Source organism: Marinococcus sp. LNHM4E3-1 (assembly GCF_056034405.1).
This window is the reverse complement of the sequence record NZ_JBQLID010000002.1, coordinates 187,351-202,174: the sequence shown is the minus strand read 5'-3', so window position 1 is coordinate 202,174 and position 14,824 is coordinate 187,351. Positions and strand designations below refer to the sequence as shown.

General features: G+C 47.6%; 17 protein-coding genes and 1 riboswitch. Of the genes, 7 read left to right on the top strand and 10 right to left on the bottom strand.

The features are described from left to right. Positions 1-228 precede the first annotated feature (228 nt). Complete coding sequence (locus tag ACTRXI_RS03115) at positions 229-1,416, top strand: MFS transporter (protein ID WP_474261029.1); 1,188 nt, start codon at positions 229-231, stop codon at positions 1,414-1,416. Between the two features lie 36 nt (positions 1,417-1,452). Here the strand turns inward: ACTRXI_RS03115 and ACTRXI_RS03110 are convergent, their stop codons facing one another. Together ACTRXI_RS03110 and crcB are read right to left on the bottom strand one after the other, a co-directional pair. Next, positions 1,453-1,803 (bottom strand): fluoride efflux transporter FluC, encoded by a 351-nt coding sequence (locus tag ACTRXI_RS03110; RefSeq protein ID WP_474261028.1) that lies wholly within the window; start codon positions 1,801-1,803, stop codon positions 1,453-1,455. Further along, a complete protein-coding gene (gene crcB / locus ACTRXI_RS03105; RefSeq protein ID WP_474261027.1) occupies positions 1,803-2,177 on the bottom strand; it encodes a fluoride efflux transporter CrcB in 375 nt (124 codons plus the stop codon). Before crcB ends, ACTRXI_RS03110 begins: the two co-directional genes overlap by 1 nt. 51 nt (positions 2,178-2,228) lie before the next feature. Continuing rightward, positions 2,229-2,292: riboswitch (Fluoride riboswitch) on the bottom strand. Between the two features lie 80 nt (positions 2,293-2,372). Between crcB and ACTRXI_RS03100 the strand changes: the two genes are divergently transcribed. Next, on the top strand, positions 2,373-2,654 hold the full coding sequence (locus tag ACTRXI_RS03100) for a hypothetical protein (protein WP_474261026.1): 282 nt from the start codon (positions 2,373-2,375) through the stop codon (positions 2,652-2,654). Between the two features lie 19 nt (positions 2,655-2,673). Continuing rightward, on the top strand, positions 2,674-3,036 hold the full coding sequence (locus ACTRXI_RS03095) for a DoxX family protein (protein WP_474261025.1): 363 nt from the start codon (positions 2,674-2,676) through the stop codon (positions 3,034-3,036). Between the two features lie 49 nt (positions 3,037-3,085). On the opposite strand, the gene ACTRXI_RS03090 is transcribed toward ACTRXI_RS03095, so the two are convergent. The 4 genes from ACTRXI_RS03090 to ACTRXI_RS03075 all read right to left on the bottom strand — a co-directional run bounded on the left by ACTRXI_RS03090 (position 3,086) and on the right by ACTRXI_RS03075 (position 7,269). After that, positions 3,086-3,694, bottom strand: coding sequence for a VanZ family protein (locus ACTRXI_RS03090; RefSeq protein ID WP_474261023.1), 609 nt, complete (start codon positions 3,692-3,694; stop codon positions 3,086-3,088). A 123-nt stretch (positions 3,695-3,817) separates the two neighbouring features. Beyond that, positions 3,818-5,806 carry a penicillin-binding transpeptidase domain-containing protein gene (locus ACTRXI_RS03085; protein WP_474261022.1) on the bottom strand — a complete coding sequence of 663 codons (1,989 nt, stop codon included), beginning with the start codon at positions 5,804-5,806 and terminating at the stop codon, positions 3,818-3,820. Between the two features lie 68 nt (positions 5,807-5,874). Then, complete coding sequence (locus ACTRXI_RS03080; RefSeq protein WP_474261021.1) at positions 5,875-6,195, bottom strand: YrhK family protein; 321 nt, start codon at positions 6,193-6,195, stop codon at positions 5,875-5,877. A 333-nt stretch (positions 6,196-6,528) separates the two neighbouring features. After that, entirely contained in the window at positions 6,529-7,269 is a 741-nt protein-coding gene (locus ACTRXI_RS03075; RefSeq protein WP_474261020.1) for an alpha/beta hydrolase, read from the bottom strand. A gap of 188 nt (positions 7,270-7,457) precedes the next feature. Between ACTRXI_RS03075 and ACTRXI_RS03070 the strand changes: the two genes are divergently transcribed. Further along, positions 7,458-8,267 (top strand): alpha/beta fold hydrolase, encoded by an 810-nt coding sequence (locus tag ACTRXI_RS03070; RefSeq protein WP_474261019.1) that lies wholly within the window; start codon positions 7,458-7,460, stop codon positions 8,265-8,267. 39 nt (positions 8,268-8,306) lie between these two features. Here ACTRXI_RS03070 and ACTRXI_RS03065 read toward each other — a convergent pair whose 3' ends face one another. Together ACTRXI_RS03065 and ACTRXI_RS03060 are read right to left on the bottom strand one after the other, a co-directional pair. Next, on the bottom strand, positions 8,307-9,161 hold the full coding sequence (locus ACTRXI_RS03065) for an NmrA family NAD(P)-binding protein (protein ID WP_474261018.1): 855 nt from the start codon (positions 9,159-9,161) through the stop codon (positions 8,307-8,309). A 12-nt stretch (positions 9,162-9,173) separates the two neighbouring features. Then, positions 9,174-9,503, bottom strand: a complete 330-nt coding sequence (locus ACTRXI_RS03060) for a tRNA-binding protein (protein ID WP_474261017.1) — start codon at positions 9,501-9,503, stop codon at positions 9,174-9,176. 115 nt (positions 9,504-9,618) lie between these two features. Here ACTRXI_RS03060 and ACTRXI_RS03055 point away from each other — a divergent pair, with 115 nt between their 5' ends. Together ACTRXI_RS03055 and ACTRXI_RS03050 are read left to right on the top strand one after the other, a co-directional pair. After that, on the top strand, positions 9,619-10,002 hold the full coding sequence (locus ACTRXI_RS03055; RefSeq protein WP_091613831.1) for a hypothetical protein: 384 nt from the start codon (positions 9,619-9,621) through the stop codon (positions 10,000-10,002). Positions 10,003-10,241: 239 nt separating this feature from the next. Then, on the top strand, positions 10,242-10,982 hold the full coding sequence (locus ACTRXI_RS03050) for an SDR family oxidoreductase (RefSeq protein ID WP_022793291.1): 741 nt from the start codon (positions 10,242-10,244) through the stop codon (positions 10,980-10,982). A gap of 47 nt (positions 10,983-11,029) precedes the next feature. On the opposite strand, the gene ACTRXI_RS03045 is transcribed toward ACTRXI_RS03050, so the two are convergent. After that, on the bottom strand, positions 11,030-11,716 hold the full coding sequence (locus ACTRXI_RS03045; RefSeq protein ID WP_474261016.1) for a YqjF family protein: 687 nt from the start codon (positions 11,714-11,716) through the stop codon (positions 11,030-11,032). 171 nt (positions 11,717-11,887) lie between these two features. Here ACTRXI_RS03045 and ACTRXI_RS03040 point away from each other — a divergent pair, with 171 nt between their 5' ends. Further along, positions 11,888-12,178, top strand: coding sequence for a hypothetical protein (locus ACTRXI_RS03040; RefSeq protein ID WP_474261015.1), 291 nt, complete (start codon positions 11,888-11,890; stop codon positions 12,176-12,178). Between the two features lie 46 nt (positions 12,179-12,224). On the opposite strand, the gene ACTRXI_RS03035 is transcribed toward ACTRXI_RS03040, so the two are convergent. Then, positions 12,225-14,813: a YfhO family protein gene (locus ACTRXI_RS03035; RefSeq protein WP_474261014.1), complete on the bottom strand. Its 2,589-nt coding sequence runs from the start codon at positions 14,811-14,813 to the stop codon at positions 12,225-12,227. Positions 14,814-14,824: the final 11 nt, after the last annotated feature.

Sequence of the window (14,824 nt, the reverse complement as noted above, 5' to 3'; positions counted from 1 at the left end):
TCTCTTCCATGATAAACAATATAACATCCATTTTATACCACAAATTCCCAAATAATCTTTTTCGAAGACAGACCCTGGCATTAAAAGGTTCGACAAAAAAAGCTTGTTCCCTTTGTGCTTGTTTATTGAAATTAAAGGTAAGCGCTTATCTTTCAGATGGAATTGGTTTATGATGGAAGCAGCTGTTTTTTACGCAAATGATTGATTTTTTACATAAGGATGATAGCTATGACCATTACAAAGCGTGATCACGCGCTGTTTTTAACTGCGGTTTTTTGTTTCTGGTTCGCGACCTATGTATACGTACCGGTATTTAGCCTGTATTTGGAAAACAGCAATTTCACCTACACCGCTATCGGTATTATTCTCGGTGCCTACGGGGCAACGCAGGTGCTATTGCGCTATCCACTCGGCATTCTTTCTGATGCTCTAAAGGGGCTGTTGAAAAAACTGCTGATTGTTGGATTTGTCAGCGGATTCGTCAGCGGCGTGCTGCTCGTCTTATCTGATTCTTTTGCAGCAGTTTTTACCGCCCGGCTGCTTGCCGGGGTGACCGCCTCGATGTGGGTAATGGCGACAATTATGTATTCCCGTTACTTTTCTCCTGACCAATCTTCGAGAGCGATGGGCATCCTGCAGCTTTTAACGGTTTTCACCCAGTTTATCAGCATGATGTTCAGCGGCTACCTGGCTGATTTATTCGGGTTTACAGCGCTGTTCTGGATTGCTGCAGTTTTTTCTCTTATCGGCATTGGATTTACGCTGTTCACAAAAGAAATTCCGGTACAAAGCAAAACCGGGCCGTTGAAAATTCGTTCTTTAATCAGCCGTACTCTTCGTCTGCATGACCTGCGCTGGATTACGTGCGCGAGCTTTATCGGTCATTCTATTATTTTCATGACCATTTTCGGCTTCACCCCGCTGTATGCTTCTTCGATAGGCGCTACCGAGCGGACGCTGGTTATTATTTTTATCGCCTTTTTTGTTCCACACCTTTTAGCTTCTCTGTTTTTATCTTTTTACACCGTGTCGGTCCGTATGCACAAGCCGCTCCTTTATGGCTCCTTTCTCACAGGGGCAGCAGCGCTTGTGTGGATGCCGTCGACCGCGTCTTTATGGGAGCTTAGCATGAACCAAGCAGTGCTTGGACTCGCCCTTGGAATTGTGCTTCCTCTGCTTTTGGGAATGGTTGTCCAGGTGAGCCCCGGTCCGCTGAAAGCGAGCGCGATGGGATTCTACCAGTCGTTTTACGCTGCCGGAATTCTGCTCGGTCCGGTTGTCGCAGGCTCTGTCGCCGAACAGCTCTCCCTTTCGAGTGTTTTTTATTTCGGTGCACTGCTTGCACTCGCTGGGCTTTTCATTACCCGATTGATCCGTTTTCATGTTCAGACAGACGGGGAAGGTTCCCCGGAATGAATAAAAAGCCGTTTCCTGCCCGGGAAACGGCTTTTTTCACCCTAAGAAGTACCCGGCCACCGCCGCCAAAATCCCCAGCGCATAGCTCCCAACTCCGTACAATAAAGCATTTATTCCTTCGCCCGCTTCTATTTTTTGAATGATTTCCATATTAAAGGTGGAAAACGTCGTAAAGGCGCCTAAAAAACCGATGCCAATGCCCGCTGTTTCTGTAATCCCCGCTTCACGGGCAACGATCAGGCCGAGAACAAACGACCCCGATACGTTCACAAACATCGTGCCAAATGGGACTACCCGGTGCCACCCGTTTTCTTTGGACCATGAAACTAGAGCGGCGCGGGCAGCAGCTCCAAAAGCTCCTCCAAGAGCGACAAGCAGCCATGTCATCAGCTTTTCCTCCTTCCTGCGCGGTAACCAATACCTGCAGTTACAAGTCCGCCTGCGGCACTGACCAAAACGTAAATTCCTGCTGCAAGCAACGCATCGTTTTCGATTAACTGAATGGTTTCCACACTGAACGTCGAAAAGGTGGTAAAAGCACCAATAACCCCCGTACCTACTACAGCCTCCCACATAGACGGCCATGCTTTCCGCTGTATAATTCTTGAGGTAAACCATCCAAGTAAAAAGCAGCCGGTAATGTTTGCAGCCATTGTTCCCCACGGAAATACACCGGGAGCCGCTGCAAATAACCGGTCTACAAGGTAACGCAACAGGCTGCCAACAGCCCCGCCAACGGCCATCCATACGTACAGTCTCATCTCTTTTCCCCCTTATTAACGCAAAAAATCCTGTCTGCGCACGTATCCCGTGGACAGACAGGAGTCATCAGCCCTTTTCAGAGCGGTTTCGGCGAACTCCATCGCCATCATTTCTGCACCAGTATACCATAATCTTACACTCAGGATTGATATTTTTATGAACAGGGAAAACAAAAATCAGGGGGCGTGGTCGCTATGTTTATTGTTTTTCAGTTTATTTTAGTTTTTCCTTTTCTGCTGCTGCTGTTCGTTGCTCTGATGATCGGTTTGAAAGAAGACATCCGTACCTTAACCTTTACCAGGCAGCAGGTAGAAGAAGACACCTCCGGCATCATGTTCGTCTTCCATGCATTCGAAAAAAGGGTATACGAATGGACAAACTCCCTATCCCCTCTCTGGCAGAACATTGTCCGCCGCCTCGTTTTTCTCGTCCTCGCTCTTCTTTGTGCAGGGTGCATCTATCTCATTTTATTTTAATACAGAAAGGATACTTATCATGAAACGATGGCTTCTTGCAGCAATTCTTCTTCCTGCCGGCATTCTGCATTTTACCTCACCGGAAAAATTCGAACGTATTCTGCCGCCAAAAGCCCCCTGGAGAAGGGCCGTAGTATATGGATCCGGAGCAGCAGAACTAGTTTTAGGCACAGCTTTTACAGTGCGGAAATGGAGTAAATACGCCGGCAGACCAGCAGCCATCTTTTTTATACTTATTTTTCCGGCTAATGTGTATATGGCTGTCAACAAGATTCCTCTGCGTCCAAACGGCAGAGCCTATCCGCTTTTATACTGGCTGCGTCTTCCTTTGCAGTTGCCGTTGGTCCAATGGACACTTGCATGCAGCAGAAATGAACGCTGATATAAAGAAGAAGCCGCCGTCTCCCAAAAGAAGAACGGCGGCTTTTCATTTACAGTTTTTTAGCCGTCGCCGAGCGGTCCCTCGGAGCAATGGCAGGTGGGAGTATCGGTTTGTTCTGCTTTCTTCGCATACGCCGGTAATACTTAAATATGGCGTAGCCTATCATCGCACCGATCGTATTCAAGATGATCGAATCAATATCAGCCACTCTCGTCGGGTAACCGATAATTAAGTTAATGCCAAACTCCATCAGCTGTATGGAAAAGGATAAAAGCGTACCAATGGCAAAAGCCCAGATAAAGTGAATGTCATCACTGATCAGTATGCCAAAAAAGATTGGCAGCAGCAGGTACAGCAAAATCTGCCCTCCTATTACCCCTAACCATGTGCCTTCCTGAAACGACTCTACAATCGTATAGAATGGTAGAAACTGATAATATTCCCCCAGCTGAAGGCCGGGGCCGAGCGTTCCTTCATAAGGTGCCGGAATCAATGTAAAACGAACAATCGTTGCCAGGTAGATCATAAATACCGCAGCCAGAATTTTTCTTCCTATCGGGTCATGGCTGCGCCGGAACCAGAAAAACAAAAATGTTATTACAATCAAAATCAAACCAATGGTGATCCATAAAAACGGATCAATAAACAGTCCTGTCATTCTTTCACTCCCCTCGTCTGACGTACAAAGAAATCCTTTTTATCCAATACCCGTAATTCGTCTGATATATGAGAAAACAACTAAATTTTTTCTTTGCATATCCATGACAATTCGGTGAACCGATTATTCTTCAAACAGCGGCTTGGTCTGCTCTACCACATATTCACTGCCGCCACGGTCCTCAACGTTTTGAATCATCGAAGTAATTAATAAGTCCTCCTCTTCATTATCGTACGCCACAAACCAGCCGTTTTCCGTACCTTCCTCTTCACCGGCCTGCTTCAGCTCCGCCGTGCCGGTTTTGCCTGAAATCGAAATATTTTCATTCACAGGCTCATACGCAGAGCCACGATCATCCTCCACGACGCCTTCAAGCCCTTCCTGAATCGTTGAAATGCCGCTTTCAGGTACAACGTTTTCCTCCCAGACTTCCCGCTCAGAAGAAGCGAGCAGCTGCGGGGCAAGCATGTCTCCCTCGTTCGTAAAGGCTGTAAATGCCGAAGCCAGATGAACCGGAGACATCTGCATCTGCCCCTGGCCGTAGCCGGTGTCAGCAAGCAGCACTTCAGAATCGAGACCGTCCGAAGCAATCGTCGACTCCCCTATTGGAAAATCATATGGAATCTCCTGATTAAAACCGAACCCTTCCAAACCAGTGGTGAAATCTTCTGCTCCAGTATTCAGCGCTGTGCGCGCAAAATAAATATTATCCGACGTAATTAACGCCTCGCGCAGGTTCACCTCACTCAATGCATCGTCCACCCGGGTCACTGAATAGCCGCCCCAGGAGCTGTCAGGCTGCCATTCAAGGCCTTCGATTGTCATTTCTTCATCCGGGGTAATGGCTTCATTACTCAGACCAATCGAAGCGGTAATAGGCTTCACCGTTGAACCAGGAGCGTACGTGCTGTTGAATTTAGCAGCACGCGGACGGTTCTCGCTGTCATTGAAATCATTCAGCTCATCTTCCGGCCAGCCGTAAATGTAATTGTTTGGGTTGTAGGAAGGGGCACTGACCAGTGCCAGCGTATCGCCGTTCCGCGGATTTAGTGCTGCCGTAGCTCCCACATCCTCCTCTATCTGCTCGTAGGCACGCTCCTGCAGCGACGTATCGATGGTCGTCTCCACATCTTCCCCGGCGACCGCTTCTTCCTCTGCAATCACGTCGTCCTCCGAAGTAGAGATCAGCATGCCCGGCTCACCGCGCAGCCGGTCTTCATACACATATTCAAGCCCGGCCTTGCCAATTTCGGACGACTGTGTATACGTGCCGCCCCGTTCTTCAAGCTCTTCTCCTGAGATATTTCCAGTATAGCCTGTTAAATGAGCAGCGGCCTCCTGTTCCGGATAATACCGCTGGTTTCCGACTTCAGAAAGCTGGACCCCTGGAAGATCCTCCACTGCTGACGCTGCTTCTTCATCATCAGGAGAGAGGGTCTTTACCGGCACCGAGCTCTCGTCTGAAACCCAGTCCTGCTCGAGCGCCCCGGTAATATCCTCTTCCGGCATATCCAGTTCTTCTGCAATAGTGGAAATGGTATCATCCTGCTCTTCTCCCATACTGCCAGGCACCAGACTTACTCTGGTCGTTTCCACATTCGTTGCAAGCGGATCACCGCCTTCCGCCAGAATTTCTCCGCGTTCCGGCTCCGTCCGTTCTACATTTACCGTTTCTTCCCATCCCAGTTCTTCAAATATGTACGAAGGAGACCAGTCCAGCTGCCATTCCTCTCCGTCGTCCTCTGTTTCTTCAAGCACCCAGGAAGCTTCCTTTTCAAAGGCAACATCGCCTGCACTCGTCGTCATGCTTACGGAGAAAGGGAGCGTTGTTTCTTCTTCCCCCTCAGCGTCTTCACCGGCCTCGCCGTTCTGAATATTCAGTTCTTCAGCATTTGTATCCTCGTAAATTGTTTCGTGCCGGTTAATAAACGTTTCCTCGTCAATCTGCTCGCGAGCCTCTGAGCTTAAATACCCGTACATTTCTTCGAAATTTTGGTTGTTCCATGCGTCTGTAAATTCCTGCATTTTGTCCTCCGCACTCTCGCGGTTATTGCAGGCACTGAGCCCTCCAAGGAGGACTATAGCGCCCGCTGCTACAGCCGTCTTTTTCATCTTTCCCCTCCGTTCTCCGTTTCTACAGCCATATTTTAACATAAGTCAGTTTCAGGCGCCGGGTTCGGCTACAGCTTATAGGAACGACTCCCCTTCCGAACACGGACAGCCCGTGCACCCTGCTTTCCGGCATACTCTTTTCTCTGTTTTCTCACTCTGGTTACATGAACCTGGTGAGCTAGAGCTATGACCGGACGAATAAACATCTGAAGGCTCCCGATCACAAACAGCCAGGTACCGTAAAATGTGGTCGTCTCTGAGAAAAATAAAAAGCTGCCGACTAAAAAAACGAGGGCAAGCAACAGGTCATTGATATGATAAATCAGCTGATATACTTTCGTCACACGCAGCTCATAGCCGCCAAATACAAGATCAATATTTTTTCCCAACGTTTTTCACTCCTTTTTTACTCCTTCTGATTCCCTCCCTCCCGCCTTCATAACATAAAAATCACCCGCCACAGCGCAGGTGATTAAATATAGAGCGAGAAAAACCATATAAAAGCAAGAAAACCTGTCAGTATAAATCCGTTACGAATAATTTTTGCCTGGCGTGCATTTTTATTTTCACTTCTGCTGAACCTTCCTCGTCGATGCACCCAGAAAAGCGTCAGATAAAAGATCAGACAGAAAATAACAACCGCTGGCATTAGTATGGACCGAAAGAAAAACTCTGCTTCCATTCCCAGTTCCTCCATGTGTGCCTTTTCTCTTACTATACTGCTAATACAGGGGCGGAAACAACCATGTACAGGCTGCAGGAAACTGGGAAATGAAATACTTTCTGTCATGCATAGCCTTCGGTTTTATATGGAGCGCCACCTGATTTTCGAGCTGCTTTCGGAGAAGTTCATACATCATCTGCGTTCTCGGCACCATGTAGGGTTCAATAAGCGGCTGCCCGCTCCCTTCCCACTCTCCCACATACAGATATACGTAATGGCGCAGGGTAAGAGAGAGTCTATCTTTAATAAAAGACCCCATCCCTTCATACCAGAGCGAAGCAGAAATCAGGCCAACCTTGTGGAAGACGTGGGGATACAGATCGGCAATATAAATTGACACAAGCCCTCCAAGTGAAGCTCCAATCAACCCGGTATGTGAAGCCTCTGTTCTCACCCGGTATTTTTCGTTAATATACGGACGGATGCCATTAGTCAGTATGTATGCGTATTCTGTACCGAGACCCTTAAAATCCGGATGGTGCAGAGAGAGCGCCTTTGAAGGCCACGGTGTGTATTCATGAATACGGCTTTTCGGTTCCACACCGACCATTACTACTGGCTGCATATATCCCGCTTCCATCAGAGCTTCCCACACACTGCCCGACTCCCGGAATAAATATGCCCCGTCCTGAACATAAATAACAGGATAACGCTTCTGTTTATTCCGGTGGTAATCCGGAGGCAGGTATACATATACATCGCGGTCCATAATCTGATGATGAGTGATTGTTCCTCTCATGACCTGCCCCCTTTCTGCTGCATTTTTCCAATTACTTCTTTTTTACCGGTGTCTTTTATCTCATTAGCAACAGGTTAATTGAAAAAGATTATCATTGTCAAATAAAGCGCACAAAGTTTACCACGCAGGCAAAAAGGGTATTTTATTTTATCTTGTATATTTAGCCAGTGAAGGAGGATTTGCTTAGAATGGGACATTATGTAGCTGTAGAAGAAGATGTGCATATCTATGTGGAGGATATCGGTGAAGGAACGCCGGTTGTTTTTATACACGGCTGGCCGGTCAATCACAAAATGTACGAATACCAGATCAATGAGCTGCCGAAGCACGGATACCGGTTTATCGGCATCGACCTCCGGGGATACGGCCAGTCCGACAAGCCGTGGAACGGGTATGATTACAATCAGATGGCTGATGATGTTAAGGGAGTCATTGACGCCATGGGGCTCGATAGCTTTGTCCTGGCCGGTTTTTCCATGGGAGGCCCGATAGCCCTTCGCTACATGGCCCGGCATCAGCAGCAGGGAGTTTCTAAACTGCTTCTGCTTGCGCCGGCGGCTCCAAGCTTCACGCAGCGGGAAAACTTTCCGTACGGCATGGAGAAAAAAGACGTGGATGGCATTATTGATAACCTGAACACCGACCGGCCGAAAATGCTCGAGGATTTCGGAGGTATGTTCTTTGGCAGTGACGATGTTTCTGATGTATTTAAAACCTGGTTCCACGGCCTGGGGATGGAAGCCGGCAGTTATTCGACGATCCATTCAGCAGAAGCCCTGCGGGATGAAGATTCCTTTGAGGATCTTTCTTCCATCACGGTCCCTGCCGAAAGCTTTCACGGAAAAAACGACCAGATCTGCCCGTATGAATTTTCCAGCGAGCTTCAGAAAGGAATCAAAGACCTGAAGGTCGTTCCTTTCGAAAACAGCGGCCATGGCCTTTTCGTAGATGAAAAAGAAAAGTTCAACCAGGAGCTGCTCCGTTTTCTCAAAGAGTAGTACAACGATCAAAGGACACGCAGGCAGCGTGTCCTTTTTCTATAATAAGTGACGCTCGAGGTATGACCGCAGCATTTCCGGAGGCTTTCCGGTGAGTCTCTCCACATCCGAAGTAACCTCTCCCATTAATCCCATCGAAGCCGCTTCATACAGAGAAGCGTTCACACTTCCAAAGCCGGAGCCGTCATCGTATGTCCGGGCAAATTCCTGAACCTCCATTGGTTCATAACGAATGCGTTCTCCTGTAATGTTAGAAAGCAGCTCACACAACTCTTCCATCGTATACGCCTGTATCCCGGTCAGCGTATAAACACCTTCGTGTCTTTCAGGTGCTGCAGCTGCAGCAGCTATAGCCTTAGCCAGATCCCTTCTCGAAATAAAGGAAATAGCTCCTCTTCCTGCAGGATAAGGAAGCCTTTTGGTCCGAACCAGTTCCTCCGTGTAAGAAATCAGCGGGTCGGCATACACTCCATTGCGAATAATCGTTCCGGCCATTCGGCTCATCGCAATACGCCGCACAGCATAGCCGAAAAATGGGCTCATATGGAAGGGGTTGTTCCAATGGTCTGCCGTGAATCCGATAAACACAAACTGCTTTACTCCAGCCTGTTCCGCCGCTTCAACAGAAGTCTTAAATTCTTTGATCCGCTGTTCGGATGGGTGCGTAATGCTCGGGATATAAAGCACAACATCCGCATTGTGAAAAGCCGCCGCCTGTTCGTCAAACGAATAGTAATCCATTTTTTCTATGTTAATATTCTGCTCTCTGAACACCCCTGCTTTTTCGGGACTCCGCACTCCCAGAGTCACCTGTTCCTTTGGGACAAGTTCAAGCAGTTCTTCCGTTACTTTTTCCCCGAGGTGTCCCGTGGCTCCCGTAATAACGTATTTCATACCTTCACCCTCTCAGCCGATTTTTTCTCCGGTCTTCGTTTCGTGATCTGTTTGCAGAAGAGTCACCCCTTCGTCCGTATAAACGCCCAAAATTAAGCATTCTGAAGTGAATGAAGCAATTTTCATTGGAGGAAGATTCACAATACCAATCACTTTTTTCCCTTCCAGGTCATTTATTTCATATAAATCTGTAATTTGAGCACTGGACTGCTTCACTCCCACTTCTTCTCCAAAGTCCACCCATGCCTTATACGCCGGCTTTTTCGCCTCTGGAAATTCTTTTATCTGTACAATCTTTCCTACTCTGATATCCAGGTCGTGAAAATTTTCAATAGAAGCCATCGAAATACCCTTCCTTTCTTTACTTTGATTATGTATCATCGTATCATAAGCGGTTATATTATTTGTAATATCCTGGTACATTTTCGGCTGGGAAACTCATTCGAGGTGAATTGACGTGCGGCGTTTTCTAACATTTTTGCTCGGAATTATTTTAGGTGCCGCCATGAATATACCTATTATCAGCATTGCCCGTTTTTCTGCTGAGTTATTTATCGGGCAGGGGTACTGGCTGATCGGCATCGGGGCATCGATTGTCCTGTGGCTTGTATTTAATCTTCCATTCATTCAATGGTTCGCTGCTTTTGCTGTGCGCTGGAGGTGGATGAACCGTATCGGCATTGGCCTGCTGATGATCGGTGTAGTCACTATGTTCCAGCTGAATAGCGGTGAACTGTTCTGGTATTACATAGAAATTGGAGTCATCATGGCCGCTTCCCTCTGTCTTTTGGTACAGATTATTTTCACTCCGAAGAAAAGACCCCCACATGTGAAGTCGTAAGCTTCCGGCAGATAGCCGGGAGTTTTTTAATGCTCGAACAGAGAACCAAAAATTGTCCGGAAGAGCCCCCGGGATTTCCCTGTCATGAACGTCTCACAATATATTTTTGCCTTCTTAGAAAAAATTGGATGATTGAATCCACACACAACGGGTATCATATATTCCGATGCCACTTATCATTTTAAAGTAACTAACGTTATGGCAGAAACAGCTTATAGAAAAAAGGAGCGATACACGTCATGACAGAACTTCAAGGTAAAACGTTTATTATTACAGGAGCAAGCAGCGGCATCGGCAGAGCAACTGCTAAAAAGCTCGTCGAAAACGGCGCTAACGTAGCACTTGCCGCCCGCCGTCTCGAACGCTTAAACGAAATTAAAGAAGAGCTTTCCGATCAGCCTGGCGAAATCATCGTCAAAGAGACTGATGTTACTTCCCGTGAACAGATGGAAGAGCTCGGACGTGAAGCAGTAAATCACTTTGGCAAAGTATACGGCCTCTTTAACAACGCCGGCCTAATGCCGCTTTCTTTATTGAAAAACCAAAAAGTGGATGAGTGGGACCAGATGGTGGATGTAAACATTAAAGGTGTCCTTTACGGCATCAATGCTATCCTTCCACACATGATTGAAAATAATGACGGCCACATTATTTCCACATCCTCTGTAGCTGCCCACCAAATCTTCCCTGGCAGTTCCGTCTACAGTGGTACGAAGTTTGCCGTGAAGGCTATCATGATGGGCTTAGAACAGGAAGTAGCCCAAACTAACATTCGTACGACTGCCATCTCTCCAGGCGTGGTTAATACAGAGCTGACTGAAACTATTACGGATAAAGAAGTAATGGAACAGTTCGATTCAGTACTGAACGTGCAGCAGCTGAATTCAGAAGATATTGCAGAAGCAGTATACTATGCACTTACCCAGCCGGCTCACGTGGACGTCAATGAAATTGTCGTTCGCCCGGTCGATCAGCCGTAAAATCATGAACGTATTTAAGCCTCTGCTCCGTATTCGGAAGCAGAGGCTTATTTTTTTCGCAGTCTTGCAGCCCCCACGCTCACGCCGGGGCTGACCATCACATGAGCGGGACGGCCGTCTGACTTCCCGAACCCACCGGCTGTAAGCAGTCCGTTTTCTTCTTCCATATACTCCCCGCGATACAGCTCCCACGGCTCGTGTAAGACGTCCCCGTACCATACCTGTCTGTTTTTGGCCGTGTAAAAACGGTACCTCTCAGCAAGCCAATTTTCGAGCGAGCCAGCTGCAGCCGGCAGCTGTTCTCCTGTCGCCCGGTACCTGGCACGAAAGCGGACGTTTCCCGATCTCCGGTGGTGATTCCAGTACGTCCAGCTTTGATGACGGCGGATTGAAAAGCGTGCCTGGTAGTACGGTATAGCAAAATTCCGTCGTGCTATCCAAACACCGAGCGGAGAGGCAGCATCTAAATTATAAAAGTAAATGCCCGGCACCCCGTCTACACGTACATACGTACGCAGGTTTAATTCCGGGAAGTTCAGGCCAGTCCAGACTGGCAGAAAAAACGGGCGGATATCGTGCATCGAAAACGAAACCACCCCTACATACGCCTTCCCCCGAAACGTATCTACGTCCATACGATCCGGCAGAGTGCGGGCCACTTCACCGGGGTCTTTTTCCCAATGTGCAAACAGGGCGTCTCTCCATTTCATCCGTATCAGCTGCGGCTCTTTCATCTCTTCCCCTCTCTCTTCCTTTTCGTTTTATTCCACCCAATATACTACGGTTTGTCGCTGCTTTAAACATAAGTGGCTTCAGCTGTACTATTTTTTCTGCTTCTTATTTTCCTCTCCAACAGGGTTTATGATACATTGAAGGAAGTTTATTCTTCGTAAAGGAGCTTATATATGGAAGACGCCAGAATGAAAATGTTCAGCAGCATGCTTTTAGCCATTTCTGCATTACTTGTTATCACCACTGATATTCTTCTGATTGTTACAGCCATAGTAGTGAGCGGCGGTATTTCGTTATACGTTTATGCCGGCCTTGTTATTACCGCTCTATGGGGCGTTGGCCTGGCGGCTCATTTTAAAGCCCAGAGCCGGATAAGCTTTCTTATCTTTTTTATTTTAACGGTGCTTCTGCTGATTAATCTGTTCAGTGGCATTTTAACGGGGCCGGCAGTAGAATTTTCATAATAAAAAAAGGCCGTTCGCGCGGCCTTTTTTTATTTCCCGGGAAATATTATTTTCTTCTTTTTTTAATGCCCCATAATGCTGCTAATATAAGCGAGACCACCGATACCGCGGTCATCCACCAGAAATAAGGCGGGTAGTACGTGAGAGAAAGGTTGTTTTCCCCTTCTTCAAGCGGAACGGCAGTAAACGCCCCGTTTGCTTTTTCAATTGGCACGCCTTCTCCGTTTACTTTAGCTCTCCAACCTTTTTCATAAGGAATTGGCATCACAGCGTACGCATCTCCTGTATCGTTTTCAATAACTGCGTCAACTTCATTACCGTTCACGTCTACATCCCTGGCGTTCTCCTCTGCTTGGGCGTTGGCCTCATTTAATTGTTCATACGTTTCTCCGTAAACGGCGAGGTCTTCAAGATGATATTCTCCTTCAGGCATCCGGATCTCTATGACGTTGTCCTCAGGATTTTCCACGCGGATTGTTAAATCATTTTCATCGGTGCGGTACAGCGAATCTCTTGCCTTGCGGGAGGTTTCAAATTCGTTTACGTTCATCCGGAAAAAACCAACGCCGGGCTCCTGGCGGAGGAGAAAATCCACGTAGTAATCCTCCACGTTTTCATTCTCCGGCACTGTAATATTGAGTCCGCCCTCTTCCCCATTTACCTTAAGCATTTCGTTCTCGTAGGTGCCATTTACAGCTTCAACATTTTCACTGGCAATGACAGACTCTTCCCTCGGAAATTCGGCCGCTTCGTCCGGATCCTCGAGGATTACGCCATTCAGCATGGCATGCTCTTTTTCAAGCGGTGCTGCTTCTTCCGCGTCTTCATAGGCGTATACCTGTCCTGTGGTCCGCACAAACGGCAGCACATTTTCATTCTGGTAAATAATATAGTCATCATTTCCTACAAACGGAGTAAACCCGTACGGTACATTTTCGTCCCCGTCCTTTTCAAACATCGCGTATTCCCCGCGCAGCAGGCTGTAAATGTTGGCCCTTCGCCCGAAGTCCGAATAACGGCTGATGCTCTCCCTGCCAAGATCGATCTGAAGGTCATTGTAATAAAACATAAGTATTTCTTCATTTAAAATACTTGAGTATGCCCCCGCCCCGTAAAAATCCAAATAAAGCGGCGTATTCGTGCGCTGTGGGTCCTTGATCCATGTAGTTCGGGACAGAGCGTCCGGGTCCTCCTGCGAGGCTTCATCCAGCAGTTCGATTTGATCTGCGTCCATGTACTCCTCACTCATGAGAAATTCCTGCGTCGTGCCGCTCATGCTTCCGCGTTCAAACAGTTTTTCGTACTGGTACTGGTTCGCGACCACCACGCTCGTAATAATGGCAAAAACGGCAGTAATGATTCTTTTGCCGCGTACATCCGTAACTGTTGTTACGATAAATGCCACCAGGGAAATGATGATCATACCAGGCGTCAGCCATCCGCTCCAGTGATCGATGGAAAAATCGGCATCCAATAAATAAAACAACACGTACATGCCTGTCGCAAAAATAAGCGAAGGCAAGAGCTCCCGCCAGTCGAGCTTGCGGATATGCTGAATACCTGCTGCCACTGCCCCGGCAAGTAAAAACGCAGCGATATACTCAAACCGGTTCCGCGGCGCGGAAAAACCGTTAAATACGCTCCCTATCAGCGGACTGTAATGAAATACGATAAATACAAGCGAAAGAACCGTAAACAGCACAAACCGCGGATCCTTATACAGCTGTTTCCAGACTGCAAACACTAAAAAGATGGTCGGCACAATGAGAAAACGGCTGTCAAGCAGAATATTGCTTGTATTATCAAACAATACGATCTCCTGTTCAAAGTCCGGCCGGTAATTGTTAAAGTAGCCGTAAATGCCGGCGAAAAAGCCGGTCAGGCCGATGCCGAATCCAAGCAGAGAGCTGCCCCCGAAATAAAGTATCTGTTTACCTATTTTTGTTTCTCCAGGTGTAAGTCTGATCAGCCACCTGGCCAATATATAAATACCGATAAAAATGAGTACGATATAGGAGAAGTAGAAGTTCGAAAAGACGGTAGCTGCGAGGGCAAAAATAAACAGCAGCGGTTTTTTCTCCCGAATAATTTTTTCCACGCCAAATACGAGCAGCGGGAGCCAGATAAAAGCATCCGCAAAAAATTCCCAAAATGCCGTGTGACGGAAATACATTACACACGTGGCATACAACAGGGCTCCTGTCATGGCAGGTACACGGTCGAGCTTCATGTAGCGAAAGCAGGCGTATGCTAAAAAGGAAACGAGTGTCATCCGGGCCATGCTGATAAAAATGACGGCCTCCGTCCAAAAAGCGGCGTCCGGCTCACGAATCAGCCCGACCAGCTCCAGCATATACACCACGGCCATCTGAAAATAAAAGAACAGGTTCGTTGAATAATAGTAACCCAGCTGGGTAAACATACTGCCGCCAAGTCCAAGCTGAAAGGAATAAAAAAATTCACCGCTCGTGAAATGGTCATACAGCAGCTGCTTAAACGGGCCCATCTGGTTCAGGCCGTCATTCGGCCCGGCCATGTACGTATCGTTGGTCCATTGGTATAAGAAAAATGCATGCGCCGCGATGACTGCCAGAATCACCGCTGCTATAACCCCCCATATATGCTTGTGCTTCAACATTCTCTCCC